Source organism: Actinopolyspora biskrensis, assembly GCF_013408175.1.
Taxonomy (GTDB): domain Bacteria; phylum Actinomycetota; class Actinomycetes; order Mycobacteriales; family Pseudonocardiaceae; genus Actinopolyspora; species Actinopolyspora biskrensis.
Genome location: NZ_JACBYW010000003.1, coordinates 376,163 through 394,462 on the forward strand (window position 1 = coordinate 376,163; position 18,300 = coordinate 394,462).

Below are 18,300 nucleotides of genomic sequence, written 5' to 3' on the forward strand. Positions count from 1 at the left end.
TCCACCCCGAACGAGACCCCGCGACGAACCAGCACGTCCCCTCGAATCCCCCCACGAAGACGCGAAACCGGTTTTTGTGAACCCGGTCTCACACGAAAGCCGGTCAACGCCCCTCGGAAGAACTCATCGGGAACGCCGGTTGCTCAACCACTCGGGACTGGCCACTCCGCGCAGAGTGACGCGCCAGACCTCCTCCATGCGCGCGGCCGCCCCCGGCCCCGACGCGGAGGCACCGGCCACGCTCGCCCCCACCATCGCCGTGTAGGCGACCCGGGCCACCGCCATCGAATCCACCCCGGGGCGCAGCAGACCACTGGCGGCGGAGCGCCGCAGCAGATCCTGCAACAACGGCTCCCACTCCAGCTCGTGGCTCTCCTCGCCCTCCGCTATGCGGTGACGCGCGAGCTGGGTTCCGGCACGGATCACGACGTCCTGCTCGGTCAGGCGGACCGCGTCGTTGAGCAGCCCCACCGCGATCGAGAGCGGATCGAGCTCACGACGCAGCCAAGCACGTTGCAGCCTGGGCCAGCGTTGGGCCTGCAGCCGGACCAGCGCCAGCGCCAGCTCCTCCTTCGAGGAGAAGTGGAAGTAGAAAGCGCCCTTGGTCACGCCACTACGCCGCAGGATCGCGCTGAGCGGCACGGCGTCGTAGCCCGCTCGGTCGAACTCCTCCGCGGCGGCCACGACGATCGCACGACGGGTCAGTTGGGCACGACGCTGCTGAGGCATGTGCGCGGCTCCGGCGTACGACTGTGGGCAGCGCACCAAAACTCACCGTAACGGGCAGGCGGCTACCACCCACGAATGGATGATCAACTTTGCGGAATGAAATTACCGCGCGTGGGCAGCCCTTGCCCATCCGCCTTCCCCACGAACCCGGCCGCGCGAAGCCGAAACGCGCTCACAACCGGGGAAAGGACCACCTGGCGGACGATCAAAAAAGACCCGGGGGTAGGTTTTCCCCGTGGCCACACGGCGGCCCGCCCGAGTCCCGCGAGACGTTCCACCGGGGGGTGTACGTCTCGCGGGACTTCGAACACGCGCCCTCGCCGTCCGGCCACGGCCTTCCGCCGGGCGAGCGATCACCACAGCGAGCACACGAAAGAGGCCCGTGCCTCCGGCCGGCCACGAACAGGAAAACGACACAACTCCCACGGCGCCGTTCAGCGGGACCGCTCAGCTGGACACCGGCGGGTCCTCTTCGCCCTCTTCGTCCTCGTCCGCCGTGAGACCGAGCATCTCCAGCAACTTCCTGCAGTCTTCGGTGTCCCTGGCCCCGCGCGCCACCGCCATCCGAGCACGGTGTAGCTGCTCGGGAGAGAACCGCGCCGAGTCACTGCTGCGCTGCGCGGGCACCGAGGTCGAGGACCTGGGGTGACTTCTGTCCTGGAGCGCCAGGAACTTGCGTACGTCGAGCGAGCCGTCCATAACCCCTCCCCGACTAGGGTTCTGCCGCAGGTTATCCACCGGGAGACCTCCAAAACAGCCCCCTGGAGAGTGACGTATGAACACGCGTCGTAACCAAATGCCTCCACGGGGAGCACGGGGCACTCCGCGCGAAGGGGTTGTTCCCGAGATGCTCGCCGAATAATCACCGCGGACGAGTGAGAAGCCGCGGCGTTGCACAGCACTTACCCCCTAGGGGTATATTGCGAGGTGGCCGAAGCCATCCGAACGAACTTCCCGCAGGTGCGAAAAAGGAGCGGCAATGCCCACTCAGACCTTCACCGTCAACGGAATGACCTGCCAGCACTGCGTCGCCTCGGTGACCGAGGAGCTCGGCGAGCTCCCGGGGGTCTCCGACGTCGACGTCGCCCTCGAAACCGGCAGGGTGACCGTCACCTCGGAATCGGAGATCAGCGAGGAAGCCGCCTCCGCCGCCGTGCAGGAGGCCGGTTACACCGTCTCCGACTGGCCCGGTGAGTGAGCGGCCCGCGAGCCGCACCACGAGGCCGCCGCGGAAGGGTGTTCCCGCGGTGAGCACAGGGGACCTCGCGGACCGGGTCCGCGACTCCGAGCGGCGGCCCGCTCACGCGGACGGCCGAACACGAGGCCGCTTCACGAACCCTCCACAAAAGGCGACCGGACATGCCACAATCGGTCCCGCTGACCCACCCCCGGTCAGCAGCTGTGGAGATCGGCATTGCCCTGCCCCCGCGTTTCCCCTGGCGCGGGGGCTTGCCGGACCACGAAACCCCGACACTGACGAGTGAGCACCCCCACATCCGCTGTTCCGGCCGGTCGGAACCGTTATCGTGTCCGCGTGGTTCTAGGACGGGCGAAGATCGGACGTCGACAGCGCACCGACGATGTCGACACACAGCAGCAGGACCAGCCGGACGGCGAACTCGAGTCCTACCTCGCGGCGCTCTCCCCCGACGAGGACCCGGAGACCACCGGCACCGGCCGCAGCTTCGGCACCTCCGAAGTACATCAACTGCGTCTCCCGTTGATGGCCAACGAACGTCTCAAGGAACTGGCCGCCGAGCAGGGGACCTCTCCGAGCGCGCTGGCCAGGGACTGGGTGCTGCAGCACCTGAACGACCACCCCGCCCCGGAAGAGGCCGAGTGGCCCGGCAGCGCGGAACCCCGGCCCGCGCACGCGCACCCCGAGGCCGGCGGGAACGAGGAGTGGCCCGCGGACGAGGGCTTCCCCACCGAGTTCCCCGAGGCGACCGCCCCCGGCAGCGGGCAGCCGCCCGCGGGGTTCCCCGACCACGGCGTCGAGGAGACCGACACCGAGATCACCATCCCGCACGGCCAGTACCGCTACTAGGGAGTCGACGGGTCGGCTCGCGCGGCGGTGCGGGGCCGCTGGCGGCCCCGCCGCTCGCCCGGTGAACGACCCGCGGTGAACGCCCCGGCCGGGCGAGCACCAGGGTTCTCCCGGCGGGCCAGCCGACCCGCGGCCCCGCCGGCTCCGATCAGGCCGGGAGCCCGAGCTCCCTGGCGATCAGCATCCGCTGCACCTCGCTGGTGCCCTCGCCGATCTCCAGGATCTTGGCGTCCCGGTAGAACCGGCCGACCGGCGTCTCGTTCATGAAGCCGTAGCCACCGAATATCTGGGTGGCGTCCCGCGCGTTGTCCATGGCCGCGTTGGAGGCGGCCAGCTTGGCCACGGCGGCCTGCTTCTGGTAAGGCGCGCCGCGCAGCATCCGGCTGGCCGCGTCGTAGTAGGCCAGTCTGGCCGTGTGCGCGCGCAGCTCCATGTCCGAGATCTTGAACTGGATCGACTGGTTCTGCCCGATCCTGCGCCCGAAGGCGCTGCGCTCCTCGACGTAGCGCAGGCACTCGTCCACGCACCCCTGGGCGAGGCCGACGCCGAGGGCGGCGATGGCCACCCGCCCCTCGGTCAGGGTGGCCAGGAACTGCGCGTACCCGCGACCACGCTGACCGAGCAGGTTCTCGGCCGGAACCCGGCAGTCCTCGAAGACCAGCTCGTGGGTGTCGGAGGCGTTCCAGCCCACCTTGGAGTACTTGGGGGCCACGGTGAACCCCGGTGTTCCCGCGGGAACGATGATGGTGGAGATCTCCTTGCCCCCGTCCGGCTTCCTGCCGGTGACGGCGGCGACCGTGACGAAGCCGGTGATGTCGGTCCCCGAGTTGGTTATGAACGCCTTGGAACCGTTGAGCACCCACTCGGAACCGTGCTGTTCGGCCGTGGTGCGGCAGGCGCCCGCGTCGGAACCGCCGTCCGGTTCGGTCAGCCCGAAGGCACCGAGCAGCTCACCCGCGGCGAGCCGCGGAAGCCACTGCTCGCGCTGCTCCGGCGTGCCGAACCGGTAGATCGGCATGACCCCCAGCGACACCCCGGCCTCCAGGGTCACGGCCACCGAGGAGTCCACCCGCGCGAGCTCCTCGATGGCGACGCAGAGCGCGAGGTAGTCACCGCCCATGCCGCCGTGCTCCTCCGGGACCGGAAGCCCGAACAGCCCCATCTCCCCCATGCTCCCCACCAGCGGGTAGGGGAACTCCTCCCGCTCGTAGTAGTCCCCGATCACGGGGGCCACCTCCTTGAGCGAAAAGGACCTGACCGCCTGACGCAACTGCTCGTGCTCGTCGCTGAGCTGGTAATCGACCATCCCGACCTCCTGAGCGGTTCGCGGCGTGGGTGTGCCGCGCCGAATTTCCTCCCGGGGAGGTTCACTCCTCGGGAGGGACGTCTCCGTCCGCGGTGACCACCGCGAGCGGCTGTTCCAGCTCGACCGCCCGGCCCGTCGTCGCGAACACCTCCGTGACGGTGCCGTCCACGGGAGCGGTCACGGTGTGCTCCATCTTCATCGCCTCGACGACGAACAGCGCCTGACCGCCGCGCACCCGCTGGCCGGGTTCGACGTTGCTTACCAGCACCGTTCCGGGCATGGGGCTGGTGACCGCACCGTCGGTCACGTTCGACTTCCCCGCCGCGTCGGCGAGCAGGGTGCGCTCGGTCAGCGACCAGGTTCCCCCCTCGGCGGCGAGCCGGACCGTCTCCCCGGACAGGGCGTAGCGGTAGCGCCTGGTTCGTCCGTCCAGGGTGACCGCGAGCACGGAGCCGTCTCGACCGGCGCGCACCGGGCTCGGCCGGGGGGCCTCCGCGCCGGGTTCCCGCTCGACCAGCGCCTCGGCCGCCGTGGAGTCCCCGCGCAGCCGCACGGTCCAGCGCACGCCGGATACCTCGAAGGTCCGGCTCATCCAGGCCCGGCCACCTATCCGCCAGCCGGTGAGCGCCTCCCAGGGGTCCCGTGCGGGACCGGCGGGCTCCAGTTCCATCAGTCGAACCGTGGCGGCGGCGATCAGCACGTGCTCGGGCGGTGCCGCCCGCTCTCCGCTGCCGTCCAGCAGCTCGTCGAGCTCCCGTTCCACGAGTCCGGTGTCGAGCTCGCCCGCGCGTACGTCCGGGTGGTCCAGCAGCGCCCGCAGGAAAGCGGAGTTGGTGTGCAGCCCGAGCAGCGTCGTCCCGGCCAGCGCGCCGTCCAACCTGCGCAGCGCTTCGGAACGGGTCCTCCCCCAGCCGATGATCTTGGCAAGCATCGGGTCGTAGTCGGAACCGACCCGGTCGCCGCCGCGCACTCCCGAGTCGATCCGGACACCGGCTCCCCCCGGCTCGTGGAAACGCACGATCTCGCCACCCGTGGGCAGGAACCCCCTGGCCGGGTCCTCCGCGTAGAGCCGCGCCTCCACTGCGTGTCCCACCATGTCCAGCTCGTCCTGCCGGAACGGGAGGGGTTCGCCCTCGGCGACGCGGACCTGCCACTCGACCAGGTCCAGCCCCTCCGGCTGCCCGTCCCGGCTCCGCGCGGACCGGGCGGCGCGCTCCGGTTCCCCGCCCACGGCGGTGACCATCTCGGTCACCGGGTGCTCGACCTGCAGCCTGGTGTTCATCTCCATGAAGAAGAACTCCTCCGGCTTGTCCGCCGAGACGATGAACTCCACCGTTCCCGCGCCCACGTACCCCACGGCACGGGCCGCCTCCACGGCGGAGGCGCCGATCTCCGAACGCGTCGCCGGGTCCAGCAGCGGCGAGGGGGCCTCCTCGACGATCTTCTGGTGCCTGCGCTGCAGGCTGCACTCCCGCTCCCCGAGGTGCACCACGTTGCCGTGGGAGTCGCCGAGCACCTGGACCTCGACGTGCCGGGGACGCGTGACGAAGCGTTCCACGAACAGCGTGTCGTCGCCGAACGACGCGCGGGACTCACGGCGCGCGGCGTCGATCGCCGCGGTGAGCTCCTCCGCGGTGTGCACGAGCCGCATTCCCTTTCCTCCGCCGCCCGCCGCCGGTTTGAACAGCACGGGGAGCCCGGTTTCCAGGGCCGCCCGCCGGAGCTGCTCGTCGGTGGCCCCCTCCGCGCCGCTTCCCGGAACCAGCGGCACGCCGGCCTCGGCCACGGTGCGCTTCGCGCGGATCTTGTCGCCCATCGACTCGATCGCGGTCGCGGACGGACCGATGAAGGTCAGGCCCGCCTCCGCGCAGGCCGCGGCGAACTCGGCGTTCTCGGACAGGAAGCCGTACCCGGGGTGCACGGCCTGCGCACCGCAGGCCGCGGCCGCCTCCAGGATCCGTTCGCCGCGCAGGTAGCTCTCGGAGGCCGCGGCCGGTCCGATGCGCACGGCCGTGTCCGCCTCGGCCACGTGGGCGGCCTCCGCGTCGGCGTCGCTGTGCACGGCCACGGAACGAATCCCCAGGCGGCGCAGTGTCCTGATGACGCGCACCGCGATCTCTCCGCGGTTGGCCACCAGCACCGTGCTGAAACGCCGCGCTTCCGACGGTTGTGTGTGGACCATCTCTTCCCTCCGACCGGCCCTGCTCGTGCTGGACATCCGCTCTCGCTCCACGTTCGGTCACATGCGGAACACACCGTTGTTCACCGGCTCCAACGGAGCGTTCTCCGCCGTGGCCAGGGCCAGTCCGAGCACGTTCCTGGTCTGCTTCGGGTCGATCACTCCGTCGTCCCAGAGCCGGGCGGTCGAGTAGTAGGGATGTCCCTGCCGCTCGTACTGCTCCCGCACGGGTTGTTTGAACTCCTCTTCCTCCTCGGCGGACCAGTGCTGCCCGCTTCCCTCGAGCTGGTCGCGCCGGACGGTGGACAGCACCGAGGCGGCCTGCTCCCCGCCCATCACCGAGATGCGGGCGTTCGGCCACATCCACAGGAACCGCGGCGAGTAGGCGCGCCCGCACATCGAGTAGTTTCCCGCGCCGAACGAGCCCCCTATCACCACGGTCAGCTTCGGGACGCGGGCGCAGGCCACGGCAGTGACCATCTTGGCCCCGTGCTTGGCGATCCCCCCGGCCTCGTACTCCTTGCCCACCATGAACCCCGAGATGTTCTGCAGGAACACCAGCGGGATCTCCCTGCGGTCGCACAGCTGCACGAAGTGGGACCCCTTGAGCGCGGACTCGGCGAACAGGATCCCGTTGTTGGCGACGATGCCCACGGGCCTGCCGTGGATCCGGGCGAAGCCCGTGACCAGGGTCTGCCCGTACTCCGACTTGAACTCCGAGAAGCGGCTGCCGTCGACGATCCGGGCGATCACCTCGCGCACGTCGTAGGGGGTCCTGCTGTCCGTGGGAACCACCCCGTAGAGCTGCTCCGGGTCCACGGCGGGCTCCTCGACCGGAGCCGACCGCGGGGAGGGCTGCCGCCCGCTGTCCGTGGTGCCGACGATGGAGCGCACCGTGCGCAGCGCGTCGGCGTCGTCGGCGGCCAGGTGGTCGGTCACTCCCGAGGTGCGGGCGTGCAGCCCGCCGCCGCCGAGCTCCTCCGCGCTCACCTCGGCGCCCGTGGCCGCCTTCACCAGCGGCGGACCACCGAGGAAGATGGTGCCCTGCTCGCGCACGATCACCGCTTCGTCGCTCATGGCCGGGACGTAGGCCCCGCCCGCGGTGCAGGAGCCGAGCACCGCCGCGATCTGCGGGATTCCGCGTGCGGACATCGTGGCCTGGTTGTAGAAGATGCGTCCGAAGTGCTCCCGGTCCGGGAAGACCTCGTCCTGGCGCGGCAGGAAGGCACCGCCCGAGTCGACCAGGTAGATGCAGGGCAGGTTGTTGTGCAGGGCCACTTCCTGCGCACGCAGGTGCTTCTTCACCGTGACGGGGTAGTAGGTCCCCCCTTTGACCGTGGCGTCGTTGGCCACGACGACGCACTCGCGGCCCGCCACCCGGCCGATCCCGGTGATGATCCCCGCCGAGGGGGCCTCGTCCTCGTAGAGCCCGTGCGCGGCCATCGGGGAGAGCTCGAGCAGCGGCGAGCCGCGGTCGAGGAGCGTGTCCACCCTTTCGCGCGGCAGCAGTTTGCCGCGTTCGACGTGCCGCCGCCTGGTTTTCTCCGGACCACCGGCCCGGGCGCGGGCGAGCTGCTCCTCGAGGTCCTGGACCAGGGCCGCGTGCTCCGCGGTGTAGCGCGCGTAGGAGTCGGCCGTCGGGTCGACGGCGGTGGACAGTACCGGCGCATCCATCTCGTTGACCGCACCTTCCGTTCTCGTTCCCGCCCCGCACGGTGGGACTTCCGGCCGGACAGACACACTCTCGGCAACGTTGTTAGTGATCGTTAACGTACTTATGTTAACGCCTCCTAACTGGATTCGTCTAGTATCGGAGTCGATGACGCGCAACGCCGCCGAGCAGCCTCCCGCCTCGCCCCAGACCCCCTCACGACGCGAGCAGATCCTCGGAGCCGCGGCGGAGCTGTTCGCACGGTACGGATTCCACGGGGTCGGGATCGACGACATCGGAGCGGCTGTCGGCGTGTCGGGCCCGGCGCTGTACCGGCACTTCCGCAGCAAGGACGCGATGCTGGGCGAGATGCTCACCGGCATCAGCGAGAAGCTGCTCCGCGGCGGCCGGGCCAGAACGGCGAGCACCGCGAACCCCGCCGAAGCGCTCGAAAGCCTGGTGCGCTGGCACATCGAGTTCGCGCTGACGAACTCAGCGCTGATCACCGTGCACCTGCGCGATCTCGACAGCCTGACCGAACCCGACCGGCACCGGGTCAGGGAGTTGCAGCGCGGCTACGTCGAGGTCTGGGTGCGCACCCTGCTCACCGTTCGCCCCGAACTGGACGAGGACACCGCGCGGGCCTCCACCCACGCCGTGCTCGGTCTGATCAACTCCACCCCCTACAGCGCGCGGCTGGACACCGGCACCATGTCCGCGCTGCTGCACCGAATGGCCATGGGCGCGCTGGGCACGGAACCCCGGCCGCGCTGACCCGGCGGGCCGGGAGCGCCACCGGCCGCCACCTCCCCGGCTCCGAGCCGCTCGGAGCTCGCAACGGAACGTCGCGCGGCCGGCCGGGCAGCCCGCACGCGAGTCGGCGCCCCCAGGAGCGCTGGAGGGCACCTCGAGCGGCGATCCGCAGCCACGTGCCCTGCCGCCTCGCGATGCGTCCGAACCACGCGTTCCGCGTCGGCCGAGCACCCGAGCCGGACGGACTCCCGCCGGAAGTTCTCCGCGAACGGTTCGAGCGGGCCAAACATCAACCCATCGGGTTAAGAACACGTTTTGCGAGCCAACAGCACCGGAGCAAGACTGGACCGGCGTGCCACCGAGCCGAAGGAGGCAGGATGGCTACTTCCGGTACGCGTCCGACACCGGTCCCCACGCGCGCGTCCGAAGGAGCACGCGCCCCGAAGGGTTCGGTGCTCGTGGCGCTGAGCCGCACCACCGATCCGAAGCAGATCGGGATGCTCTACCTCTCCACGGCTTTCACGTTCTTCCTCATCGGCGGCCTGCTGGCGATGTTCCTGCGCGCGGAGCTCGCCGCCCCCGGACTGCAGGTGATCTCGCAGGAGCAGTACAACCAGCTGTTCACCATGCACGGCACGATCATGCTGCTGCTGTTCGCCACCCCGATCCTGTTCGGATTCGCCAACGTGGTGCTGCCGCTGCAGATCGGCGCCCCCGACGTGGCCTTCCCCCGGCTGAACGCGTTCTCCTACTGGCTGTTCCTGTTCGGCGGGCTGATCGTGATCGGCAGCTTCATCACCCCCAACGGAGCGGCCGACTTCGGCTGGACCGCCTACACCCCGCTGGCCAGGGGAGAGCACAGCCCGGGGATCGGCGGGAACCTCTGGATCACGGGGCTGATCGTCTCCGGCCTCGGCACGATCCTCGGCGCGGTCAACATGATCACCTCGATCGTGTGCATGCGCGCACCGGGCATGACCATGTGGCGGATGCCGATCTTCACCTGGAACATCCTGGTCACCAGCCTGCTGATCCTGGTCGCCTTCCCGATCCTCACCGCCGCGCTGTTCGGGTTGCTGGCCGACCGGCACCTGGGGGCGCACGTCTTCGACCCGGCCAACGGCGGCAGTGTGCTGTGGCAGCACCTGTTCTGGTTCTTCGGCCACCCCGAGGTCTACATCGTCGCGCTGCCGTTCTTCGGCATCATCACCGAGATCCTGCCGGTGTTCTCCCGCAAGCCGCTGTTCGGCTACACCGGTCTGGTGTACGCGACCTGGACGATCGGTTTCCTGTCGGTGGTGGTCTGGGCCCACCACATGTTCGTCACCGGTGCGGTGCTGCTCCCGTTCTTCTCGTTCACGACGTTCCTGATCGCCGTGCCCACCGGCATCAAGTTCTTCAACTGGATCGGCACCATGTGGCGCGGCCAGATCACCTTCGAGTCCCCGATGCTGTTCAGCATCGGTTTCCTGGTGACCTTCCTGTTCGGCGGGCTGACCGGGGTGCTGCTCGCCTCACCACCGCTGGACTTCCACGTCTCGGACACCTACTTCGTGGTGGCGCACTTCCACTACGTGCTGTTCGGGACGATCGTGTTCGCCGTGTTCGCGGGGATCTACTTCTGGTTCCCCAAGATGGTCGGCCGGATGATGGACGAGCGCCTGGCCAAGGCACACTTCTGGCTGACCTTCATCGGCTTCCACACCACGTTCCTGGTGCAGCACTGGCTGGGCAACGAGGGGATGCCGCGGCGGTACGCCGACTACCTGCCGACGGACGGGTTCACCACGCTCAACATGATCTCCAGCGCCGGCGCGTTCCTGCTCGGAGCCTCGATGCTTCCGTTCCTGTACAACATCTTCAAGAGCTACCGCTACGGCGCGGTCGTCAACGTCGACGACCCGTGGGGCCACGGCAACTCGCTGGAGTGGGCCACCTCCTGCCCGCCCCCGCGGCACAACTTCCACGAGCTGCCGCGCATCAGGTCCGCCCGCCCCGCGTTCGAACTGCACTACCCGCACATGTCCGAGCGAATGGAGCTGGAGGCTCACGTCACGCGGCAGGGGAACTCCGGCGGGGAGCACCGAGCCTGATCGCCGAGCACCCGCCGGTTCGCGGGCCTTCCCCGCGCTCACGGCGGCGGTGCGGTTCGGTGCGGCGGCCTACTCCTCGGGCATCGGTGCGGCGCCGGGGATCTCCTCCCGGTACTCCCTGGTGCGCGGCGGCATGGTCGGACGCTGCTGCTCGATCCCCGCCGCGTCGAAGCGGGACGGGTGGGAGTTGTTGTTCGACAGGGGCTGGATCCGCTTGCCCGTGTTGACCACACAGCCCTTCCCGGGAAGGGCCTTGCAGACGGGGCACTTGACCTGCAGCACCGTCCGACGCGCCCGGATGTCCTCGATCGCGTTGTCGGGGTCCTGCCCCCTGGCCTCCAGCAACGCCGCCGTGGCTCGTTCCCAGCCGCGCAGCGACTCCTCCGCCGAGGGGCGTCGCTTCGCCTTGATCTCCGCGCTCTCCGCCTTCTGGATCTGCTGGTTCCGGTACTCCACCCACTCCCGGTGGATCACGCTCGTCGACACGGAGGTGGAGTTCCTCCGATAGTGCTCGACGACAACGGACTTGGCGAAGTCGGCCGGGATGTCACCGAGCGCCGCGGCCCACGACTCGGCCGTGAGATCGGCCTTGCCCTGCTGCTGCTCCGTCTTCGGATAGGCCAGGAACTCGAACGACTTGTCGTAACTGGCGACGAGCTGGAAAAGCTCGGGCAGCTCGTAGGTCTCCATCAGGCTCCCTCCTCGTTCGAGGACCCGTCGACATCGACGACCCTGGAATCGTCCTCCCGCTCACGAATGCTCGCACGCAGCCGCTGCTTGTTCTGCGCGGCGACGTAGTGCGCCTGCCTCGGCAGGTCGAAGGCCCTGCGGCCGAACGTGGGTTCGGGCAGGCACTTCGGGCACTTCCGCACCCGCCCGTCGTCCTGCTCGATGTAGCCGTTGTCGCACTCCGGGTTGCCGCAGTGCCCCGGCAGCGGTCGCGTGCGCGCGACGGCACCGCCGGACGACGAGTCCGGGATGGTGACCTTCCGCTGCTCGGAGCCGTCGGGGCGCGCGGGCTTCGCGGAGCTCTTGGCGACCTCCGCGTTCGAGGAGCTGTCGTACACGTCCCGCGCGGAGCGCTGGAGCGCCTCCCCGTAGCACTCGGGGAACTTGCTGGGGGCGGCCTTCTTGTCCCTCCAGATGTTGAGGGCCGCTATGAGGTCGCCGGTGTTCGCCAGCGGGGACAGCTCCCGCTTGGACCGGATCTCCTTGGCCAGCTTCTCCAGTATGGAGTCGGGGAACGGCGTCTTCTGCTGCTCGGCCCACTGGCGCACGATGCTTTCCGAGGTCATCGTGTTCGCCGAGGGGGCATCGCCCGCGGACTCCTGCTCGGTCTCGCGCTGCGGAGCCTGTTTGGCCACCGGGGCGGTGACCTCGGTGGCCAGGGTGGTGCGCTCGCCACGGGAGACGGCACCGGAGTGCACCGTCCAGCGCACGCTGCCCGATTCGGAGGCCCCGGTGAGCCAACCGCTCCGCTCCAGCTCGGCCACCAGCGCTATCGGATCGGCGGCCCCCGCCGATGCCAGGTCGTCCAGTCGAACGCGGCCGTTGGCCTGGATGAGTGCGTACGCTGCTCGGGCCTGCAGGCTCACGGAATTGTCCAGAGCCAGTTCGATCGGGACGGCCGTCCAGCCGTCCCACCCAACAGAAAGCGCACCATCCATAGGACGACTCCTCCATCGGTGTCACACGCCGTGCCGGGACAGGCTATACCTGCGGACACGGGGCTCCGACAACGTGAGCCGAACTCGGGCCACGTCGCGCCGAGGTGTTCCGCTCGGGGTTGTCGCAGGTGCTCGGGCGGCGGGCCCCGCTGCCTCGTGAGCGGATTCCCCGCCACCGGGTGACGTCTCGGGAGTCACCCTGCCTCATCCCCGCGGAGGCTCGTGCGACACCACCCCAGTCTTGTCATCCGGTCGGGTGAAACAGGACCGATCACGTACGTGGCAGCGTTCATAATCGATGCAGGAACAAACCCGGAACGGGTAACGTTGTGGTGTGCCGGGATGCGCGACGACGCGCGACCCGAATCGATCATGAACGGTCCGGGCCGAGGGCCCACGCTCAGTCGACTGCCACCCGATCTCTCAACCGCCGGTGAGGACCCGATGAGTCCCGCGGCGTACGAAGCTGTCGGCGTGTTCGCGCAACACCGGAGGAGAAAGCGTTGCCTGTTGCCCTGCTGGCACTAGCCATCGCGGCGTTCGGGATCGGCACCACCGAGTTCGTCATGATGGGGCTGCTTCCCGAAGTGGCCGCCGACATGGACGTGACGATCTCCGCCGCGGGTGGATACATCTCGCTGTACGCCCTGGGGGTCGTCGTCGGCGCACCGCTGCTCACCGTCGCGGGCATGCGCGTGCGCAGGAAGACCATGCTGCTGAGCATGCTGGGATTGTTCATCGTGGGCAACCTGCTGTCCGTCGTCGCCCCCACCCACCTCTCGCTGCTGGGCGCGCGGTTCATCGCCGGGCTGCCGCACGGAACGTTCTTCGGCATCGGCGCCGTGGTCGCCGCGAGCCTCGTCAGCAGGGACAAGCGCGGGCGGGCCATCTCGATGATGTTCGTCGGTCTCACCGTGGCCAACATCATCGGCGTGCCGCTGGGCACCCTGCTGGGGCAGGCCATCAACTGGCGCTGGACCTTCGGCTTCGTCGCGCTGATCGGGGCCGTGGCGCTCGTCGCGGTCAGCGCGCTGGTGCCGCGCCAGGCCAAGCCGACCGAGGCCAGCCTGCGCGGCGAGATGACCGCGTTCAAGCGCCCGCAGGTGTGGCTGGCCTTCGCGGTCGTGGTGTTCGGCTTCGGCGCGATGTTCTCCTTCTACAGCTACATCAAGCCGCTGCTGGTCCAGGTGAGCGGCTACACCCCGGTGGGGGCGACCGTGCTGCTCGCCCTGTTCGGAACCGGTATGACGCTGGGGACCGTGCTCGGCGGCAGGTTGGCCGACCACTCCCCGATGCGGACGCTGTACGGCTTCCTGACCGCACTGGCGATCGTGCTGATGATGTTCACCTTCACCGCGGAGAACACGGTCCTCGTCGCGGCCAACGTCTTCCTCGTCGGCCTGACCGGTTTCGCCGCGATACCGAGCATCCAGGCGCGGATCCTGGACCAGGCCAAGGAGGCTCCGTCCCTGGGGTCGGCGAGCATCCAGTCCACCTTCAACATCGCCAACTCGCTCGGCGCCTACCTGGGCGGGCTGGTGATCGCCGCGGGCTTCGGGCTCATCGCCCCGAGCTGGGTCGGCGCGATACTCGCGCTCGTGGGGCTGGCCTTCGCGGCACTGTCCGGCAGGCTGGACCGGCTGGGCCACGCCGCGGGAACCACCTCCACGGAGGAGGTGCACGGCAGGCACACCGCTCCCGCCCGGGGCGGTGCGGAACCGGTGGACGCGGGGCGCGGCCCCGGCGACCGGAGCGGTTGAGCCCGGCGCGGGCGCGCCGGGTGCGCAAGGCCCACGCGGGTCGGGCGAGTGCTCAGCCGGGACGGGCAGGCCGTCGAGCAAGCGGCGCAGCCGCTTGTCACCACCCGATCGACACGCCAGGCAAACCGAGCCGCCGACGCTCTGAAGGGGAACGTGCTGGAATCGCCCCGCCGGGAATGCTTGATCGATTCCATCGGTTGACCGGAATGGTGCCGCCTCGTCCGAACGGGCGCGTCCACAACGCCCGTTCGGACGAGGCGTGCCACGAGTCGACATTCGTGAAGGGAAAAAACCGCATGAACCAGGTTCCGAACATCACGCTCAACACAGGCGCGAAGATGCCGCAGCTGGGTTTCGGCGTTTTCCAGATCCCGTCTGACGAGGTCGTCGCCCCGGTTCAGACCGCTGTCGAGGCGGGCTACCGCAGCATCGACACGGCGGCGGCCTACGGCAACGAGGCGGGGGTCGGCAAGGCCATCTCCCAGTCCGGAGTGCCTCGTGATGAGCTGTTCGTGACCACCAAGCTGTGGAACGACGGTCAGGGCTACGACAACGCGCTGCGCGCGTTCGACGACAGCCTGAGCAAGCTCGGGCTGGACTACGTCGACCTGTACCTGATCCACTGGCCGATGCCCGGTCAGGACGCCTACGTGGACACCTGGAAGGCGTTCGAGAAGCTGCACTCCGAGGGCAGGGCCAAGGCCATCGGGGTTTCCAACTTCCACAAGGCCCACCTGCGCAGGCTGTTCGACGAGACCGGCATCGTGCCCGCCGTGAACCAGATCGAGCTGCACCCCAACCTGCAGCAGTCCGAGCTGCGCGAGTTCCACGCCGAGAACGGCATCGTCACCGAGGCGTGGAGCCCCATCGGACAGGGCAAGGGTCTGCTGGAGGACTCCGGGCTGCGGACGATGGCCGAGAAGTACGGCAAGTCCGCCGCTCAGGTCGTGCTGCGCTGGCACGTCCAGCTGGGCCACGTGGCCATCCCCAAGTCGGCGACTCCTTCGCGGGTGCGGGAGAACCTCGACGTGTTCGACTTCGAGCTCAGCGAGGACGACATGGCCGCGATCGGCGAGCTGGAGACCGGCAACCGCGTCGGTCCGGACCCGGACGTCTTCGGGGCGTGACTTCCGCCCGCCCCCGCGCGGGCGGGGCGGTTTCCTCTGCCGGAGCGGGGCGTGCCGCGGCACGCCCCGCTCTTCGTGCTTCCACCGCGAGGGGGCCGGGCCCCGCCGTGCCCGCGGGTTCCGGAGGATTCCGGAGGGCCCGAAAAACTCCTCACTGATGCTTTCCTGTCATGCTGATGGCTGGTGTGGTGCTTCGGCGCCCGCGGCGCCGAAAGTTTCACCCGAGCAGCTCGCACCGCCGCGGGTTCTCCCGTGGTGCCCACACGAGGACGGTCCCGACGTCGTGCGGGCCGCTACCCGAGGTCGGGGCACCCGCGGCGAGAGCCCGCGGGAGATTCCGCCACGGAACCACTTGATCAACCTGAACAGAAGACCTCGGTCAGGCCACGCCCACGCTCACGGAGGGATACGCCAGACCGCGCAGGATGTTGCTGCCGGAGCGCAGCGAGATCACCTGGCTGCGGGTGGCGATCCACCCGGGGAACTTGCCGATGCGCTGCAACGGGGTGCGCCGCTGCGCCGAGGTCAGCGCGGCCGTGCGGGAAACCTTGGCCACCCTGGGGCGACGTTGCTGCTCGTAGTCCCGCAGCATCGGTTCCGGGTCCCCCTCCACGCGCGACAGCGCGGAGGAGAGCAGCCAGGCGTCCTCCATGGTCTGGTTGGCGGCCTGGGCCACGGCGGGCGGCATGGCGTGCGCGGCGTCGCCGATCAGCGTGGTGCGGGGCCCGCCCCACACCTTGGGGACCTGGTGCCGGATGTGCGGGAAGAAACCGAGGTCCTCGTCGGTGACGGAAGCCAACAGCTCCTCCACCGGATCCGGCCAGCCGGTGAAGGCGGCCCGCAGGTCCGAGACCGTCAGCTCGGGGTGGTCCTCGCTCCACGGCATGTCGAACCACCAGTGGAGCAGACCGTCCCCGGCGGGGATGAGCCCGCAGTGCCCGTCCCGCCCGGCGATGTTCAGCGTCTGGTAACCGTGCGCTATCGGGAGGTCGCTGTAGGTGAGCCCCTGCCAGCTGGCCCAGCCGGTCAGCCGCGCGGGCTCCCCGCCGAGAACCGTGCGCCGCACCATCGAACGCTGCCCGTCCGCGCCGACCACCACGTCCCCGGTCTCCGAGCCGCCGTCCTCGAAATCGGCGACGACGTGGTCGGCGAACTCCCGGACACCGACGCAGCGCCTGCCGAAGCGGAAGACCCCTCCCGGCAGCGCCTCCGCCATCCTGTTCAGCAGCTCACGCCGGGGAATCTCCACCGTGGGAGCGCCGAGACGCTCCGTGACCTCGTCGAGGTCGGCTTCCCAGAGCATCCTGCCCGCCGCGGTCATGGCCCGCAGGCTGTGCAGCTGACGGCCGACGCCCTCGAGGGAGATCCCCAGCCCGCTCAACGCGGCCGTACCATTGCTCCAGATGGTCACCCCGGCCCCACCGTCCCGGAGCCGGTCCGCGTGCTCGTAGATCCGAACCCGGTGCCCCTTGTCGAGCAGGCCTTTGGCCACGGCGAGTCCGCCTACGCCTCCCCCGATGACCAGAACCCGCATCGTCTCCGTCCGTTCGAAAACCGGCATCCCTGCAGAGTGGGCGGGTCGACCGCCGTGGGCCACCCCGGGCCCGCCTGCGACGCCGATTTTATCCGGAACGTCTCGGACGGAGTCATTATCCTTGCTCACATCCGGATCACCCGGTTCACCTGTCCGGCCGAGCACGCGGGTCGACGCGTGCCGCTCGCCGCCGTCTCCGGTCCGGGGCCCCGGGTCGCCGCCGACCGGCGTTACCGTTCAGCCTGTACGCTCGAGGAAACGACCGGCGACCAACCCGGGTTCTTCGTCCCCGTCGAAGCGCACCCACAGCACGGGACCGTCGAACACGTCCGGCAGACCGGTCGCGGTCTCGACCACGGTCCCGATCTGATCCTGAAAGCGACCGAACGAAGCGCGCACACGCGTGCCGGGCTCCAACGGACTCGATGACTGCTCCATGAGAATGGACGGTACGTGCCCGCTCCACGCGACGAAAATCGCACCCACCGCTCCCGTGATTCAGGCACGTGCGCAGGGAATAAACACCGCTCACACGAGGTGCCGGAGATCACATCCGACCAGGGGTGACCGCTGTCACGGTTTCCGGCCGTGAGCCTGCCTTCGGTTCCGTTCGCCGCGGAGCGGCGACGGAACGGGCCACCGAGAACGGGAAGGAAACATGCGCACCATTCGAAACGCGGGATCCGCCGAGCTCGTGGAGAAGAAGTCGCGCTTTCTGTGCTCGCTCGAACGCGTCGAATCCGAGAAAGAGGCTCGGGAGTTCATCGGGCGGTGCCGCAAACAGCACCCGGACGCCCGGCACCACTGCTACGCGTACGTGCTCGGTGACTCGGGGGAGAGCCAGAAGTCCAATGACGACGGTGAGCCCTCGGGAACCGCCGGCGTCCCCATCCTGGAGGTCCTCCGCCGCAACGAGCTGACCAACACGGTCGCGGTGGTGGTGCGGTACTTCGGCGGAGTGCTGCTCGGGTCCGGCGGCCTGATCAGGGCGTACGGCACCGCCGTCACCACGGCGCTGGAAACGGCGGGGACGGTGCGGCGCCTGCGCGCCCGGACGGTGGTCGTCACGGTGGAGCACTCGCTGGCGGGCAAACTGGACCACGAGCTGCGTGCCGCCGGGCACGTGCCCGGCGAGGTCCGCTACGGGCAGCGCGCCGAGTTCGACGTGCCGATCGCCGAGGACTCGCTCGAGGAGTTCCGGCAGTGGGTCACCGAGAGCACCGGGGGCTCCGCGGACATCGCCGTGGGGGATGTCGTTTTCGCCGAGGCCGAGTGACGACCCCCGCCCGCGTCCACCGTCGACATTTCATCCACAGTGGACCTCGCACTGTCCCGCATTCGGACGAATCGGACGTGAGAAGATCAACATCTCCGTGTCCGACCGACTCCGTTGCGTGTTAGGAACGCCCGGGGGTGATCGACCCACCCCGGAAACACGCGTCCGAAGGAGTCGT

Annotated in this window: 16 protein-coding genes; 7 read left to right on the forward strand and 9 right to left on the reverse strand. The window is 69.4% G+C overall.

The window, feature by feature from the left end; genetic code table 11:
* Positions 1–123: 123 nt before the first annotated feature.
* Positions 124–765 carry a TetR family transcriptional regulator gene (locus FHR84_RS10140; RefSeq protein ID WP_343075220.1) on the reverse strand — a complete coding sequence of 214 codons (642 nt, stop codon included), beginning with the start codon at positions 763–765 and terminating at the stop codon, positions 124–126.
* A gap of 411 nt (positions 766–1,176) precedes the next feature.
* Complete coding sequence (locus FHR84_RS10145) at positions 1,177–1,428, reverse strand: hypothetical protein (RefSeq protein WP_179535205.1); 252 nt, start codon at positions 1,426–1,428, stop codon at positions 1,177–1,179.
* A gap of 280 nt (positions 1,429–1,708) precedes the next feature.
* Between FHR84_RS10145 and FHR84_RS10150 the strand changes: the two genes are divergently transcribed.
* On the forward strand, positions 1,709–1,927 hold the full coding sequence (locus tag FHR84_RS10150; RefSeq protein WP_142079147.1) for a heavy-metal-associated domain-containing protein: 219 nt from the start codon (positions 1,709–1,711) through the stop codon (positions 1,925–1,927).
* A 336-nt stretch (positions 1,928–2,263) separates the two neighbouring features.
* A complete protein-coding gene (locus FHR84_RS10155) occupies positions 2,264–2,776 on the forward strand; it encodes a ribbon-helix-helix domain-containing protein (RefSeq protein ID WP_179535206.1) in 513 nt (170 codons plus the stop codon).
* A gap of 148 nt (positions 2,777–2,924) precedes the next feature.
* Here FHR84_RS10155 and FHR84_RS10160 read toward each other — a convergent pair whose 3' ends face one another.
* From FHR84_RS10160 to FHR84_RS10170, 3 genes are all read right to left on the reverse strand, one after another.
* The gene (locus FHR84_RS10160) at positions 2,925–4,082 is read right to left on the reverse strand and encodes an acyl-CoA dehydrogenase family protein (protein WP_179535207.1); all 1,158 of its coding nucleotides are present in this window, start codon (positions 4,080–4,082) and stop codon (positions 2,925–2,927) included.
* A 61-nt stretch (positions 4,083–4,143) separates the two neighbouring features.
* On the reverse strand, positions 4,144–6,264 hold the full coding sequence (locus tag FHR84_RS10165; protein ID WP_179535208.1) for an ATP-binding protein: 2,121 nt from the start codon (positions 6,262–6,264) through the stop codon (positions 4,144–4,146).
* 57 nt (positions 6,265–6,321) lie between these two features.
* Positions 6,322–7,935 carry a carboxyl transferase domain-containing protein gene (locus tag FHR84_RS10170; protein WP_179535209.1) on the reverse strand — a complete coding sequence of 538 codons (1,614 nt, stop codon included), beginning with the start codon at positions 7,933–7,935 and terminating at the stop codon, positions 6,322–6,324.
* A 145-nt stretch (positions 7,936–8,080) separates the two neighbouring features.
* On the opposite strand from FHR84_RS10170, the gene FHR84_RS10175 reads away from it, so the two are divergent.
* Together FHR84_RS10175 and ctaD are read left to right on the forward strand one after the other, a co-directional pair.
* Entirely contained in the window at positions 8,081–8,686 is a 606-nt protein-coding gene (locus FHR84_RS10175) for an SACE_7040 family transcriptional regulator (RefSeq protein ID WP_179535210.1), read from the forward strand.
* A gap of 356 nt (positions 8,687–9,042) precedes the next feature.
* On the forward strand, positions 9,043–10,758 hold the full coding sequence (ctaD, locus tag FHR84_RS10180; protein ID WP_179535211.1) for an aa3-type cytochrome oxidase subunit I: 1,716 nt from the start codon (positions 9,043–9,045) through the stop codon (positions 10,756–10,758).
* Between the two features lie 69 nt (positions 10,759–10,827).
* Here ctaD and FHR84_RS10185 read toward each other — a convergent pair whose 3' ends face one another.
* Both FHR84_RS10185 and FHR84_RS10190 read right to left on the reverse strand, forming a co-directional pair.
* Positions 10,828–11,448: a zinc finger domain-containing protein gene (locus tag FHR84_RS10185; protein WP_179535212.1), complete on the reverse strand. Its 621-nt coding sequence runs from the start codon at positions 11,446–11,448 to the stop codon at positions 10,828–10,830.
* Positions 11,448–12,425 carry a hypothetical protein gene (locus tag FHR84_RS10190; RefSeq protein WP_179535213.1) on the reverse strand — a complete coding sequence of 326 codons (978 nt, stop codon included), beginning with the start codon at positions 12,423–12,425 and terminating at the stop codon, positions 11,448–11,450. The genes FHR84_RS10185 and FHR84_RS10190 overlap by 1 nt, the downstream gene beginning before the upstream one ends.
* A gap of 503 nt (positions 12,426–12,928) precedes the next feature.
* Here FHR84_RS10190 and FHR84_RS10195 point away from each other — a divergent pair.
* Both FHR84_RS10195 and FHR84_RS10200 read left to right on the forward strand, forming a co-directional pair.
* A complete protein-coding gene (locus FHR84_RS10195) occupies positions 12,929–14,185 on the forward strand; it encodes an MFS transporter (protein WP_179535214.1) in 1,257 nt (418 codons plus the stop codon).
* Positions 14,186–14,481: 296 nt separating this feature from the next.
* The gene (locus FHR84_RS10200; RefSeq protein WP_179535215.1) at positions 14,482–15,312 is read left to right on the forward strand and encodes an aldo/keto reductase; all 831 of its coding nucleotides are present in this window, start codon (positions 14,482–14,484) and stop codon (positions 15,310–15,312) included.
* 379 nt (positions 15,313–15,691) lie between these two features.
* On the opposite strand, the gene FHR84_RS10205 is transcribed toward FHR84_RS10200, so the two are convergent.
* Positions 15,692–16,873: an FAD-dependent oxidoreductase gene (locus tag FHR84_RS10205; protein ID WP_218862626.1), complete on the reverse strand. Its 1,182-nt coding sequence runs from the start codon at positions 16,871–16,873 to the stop codon at positions 15,692–15,694.
* 210 nt (positions 16,874–17,083) lie between these two features.
* Complete coding sequence (locus FHR84_RS10210; RefSeq protein WP_092525653.1) at positions 17,084–17,284, reverse strand: hypothetical protein; 201 nt, start codon at positions 17,282–17,284, stop codon at positions 17,084–17,086.
* A 220-nt stretch (positions 17,285–17,504) separates the two neighbouring features.
* Here FHR84_RS10210 and FHR84_RS10215 point away from each other — a divergent pair, with 220 nt between their 5' ends.
* Positions 17,505–18,122, forward strand: coding sequence for a YigZ family protein (locus FHR84_RS10215; RefSeq protein WP_179535216.1), 618 nt, complete (start codon positions 17,505–17,507; stop codon positions 18,120–18,122).
* Positions 18,123–18,300 lie beyond the last annotated feature (178 nt).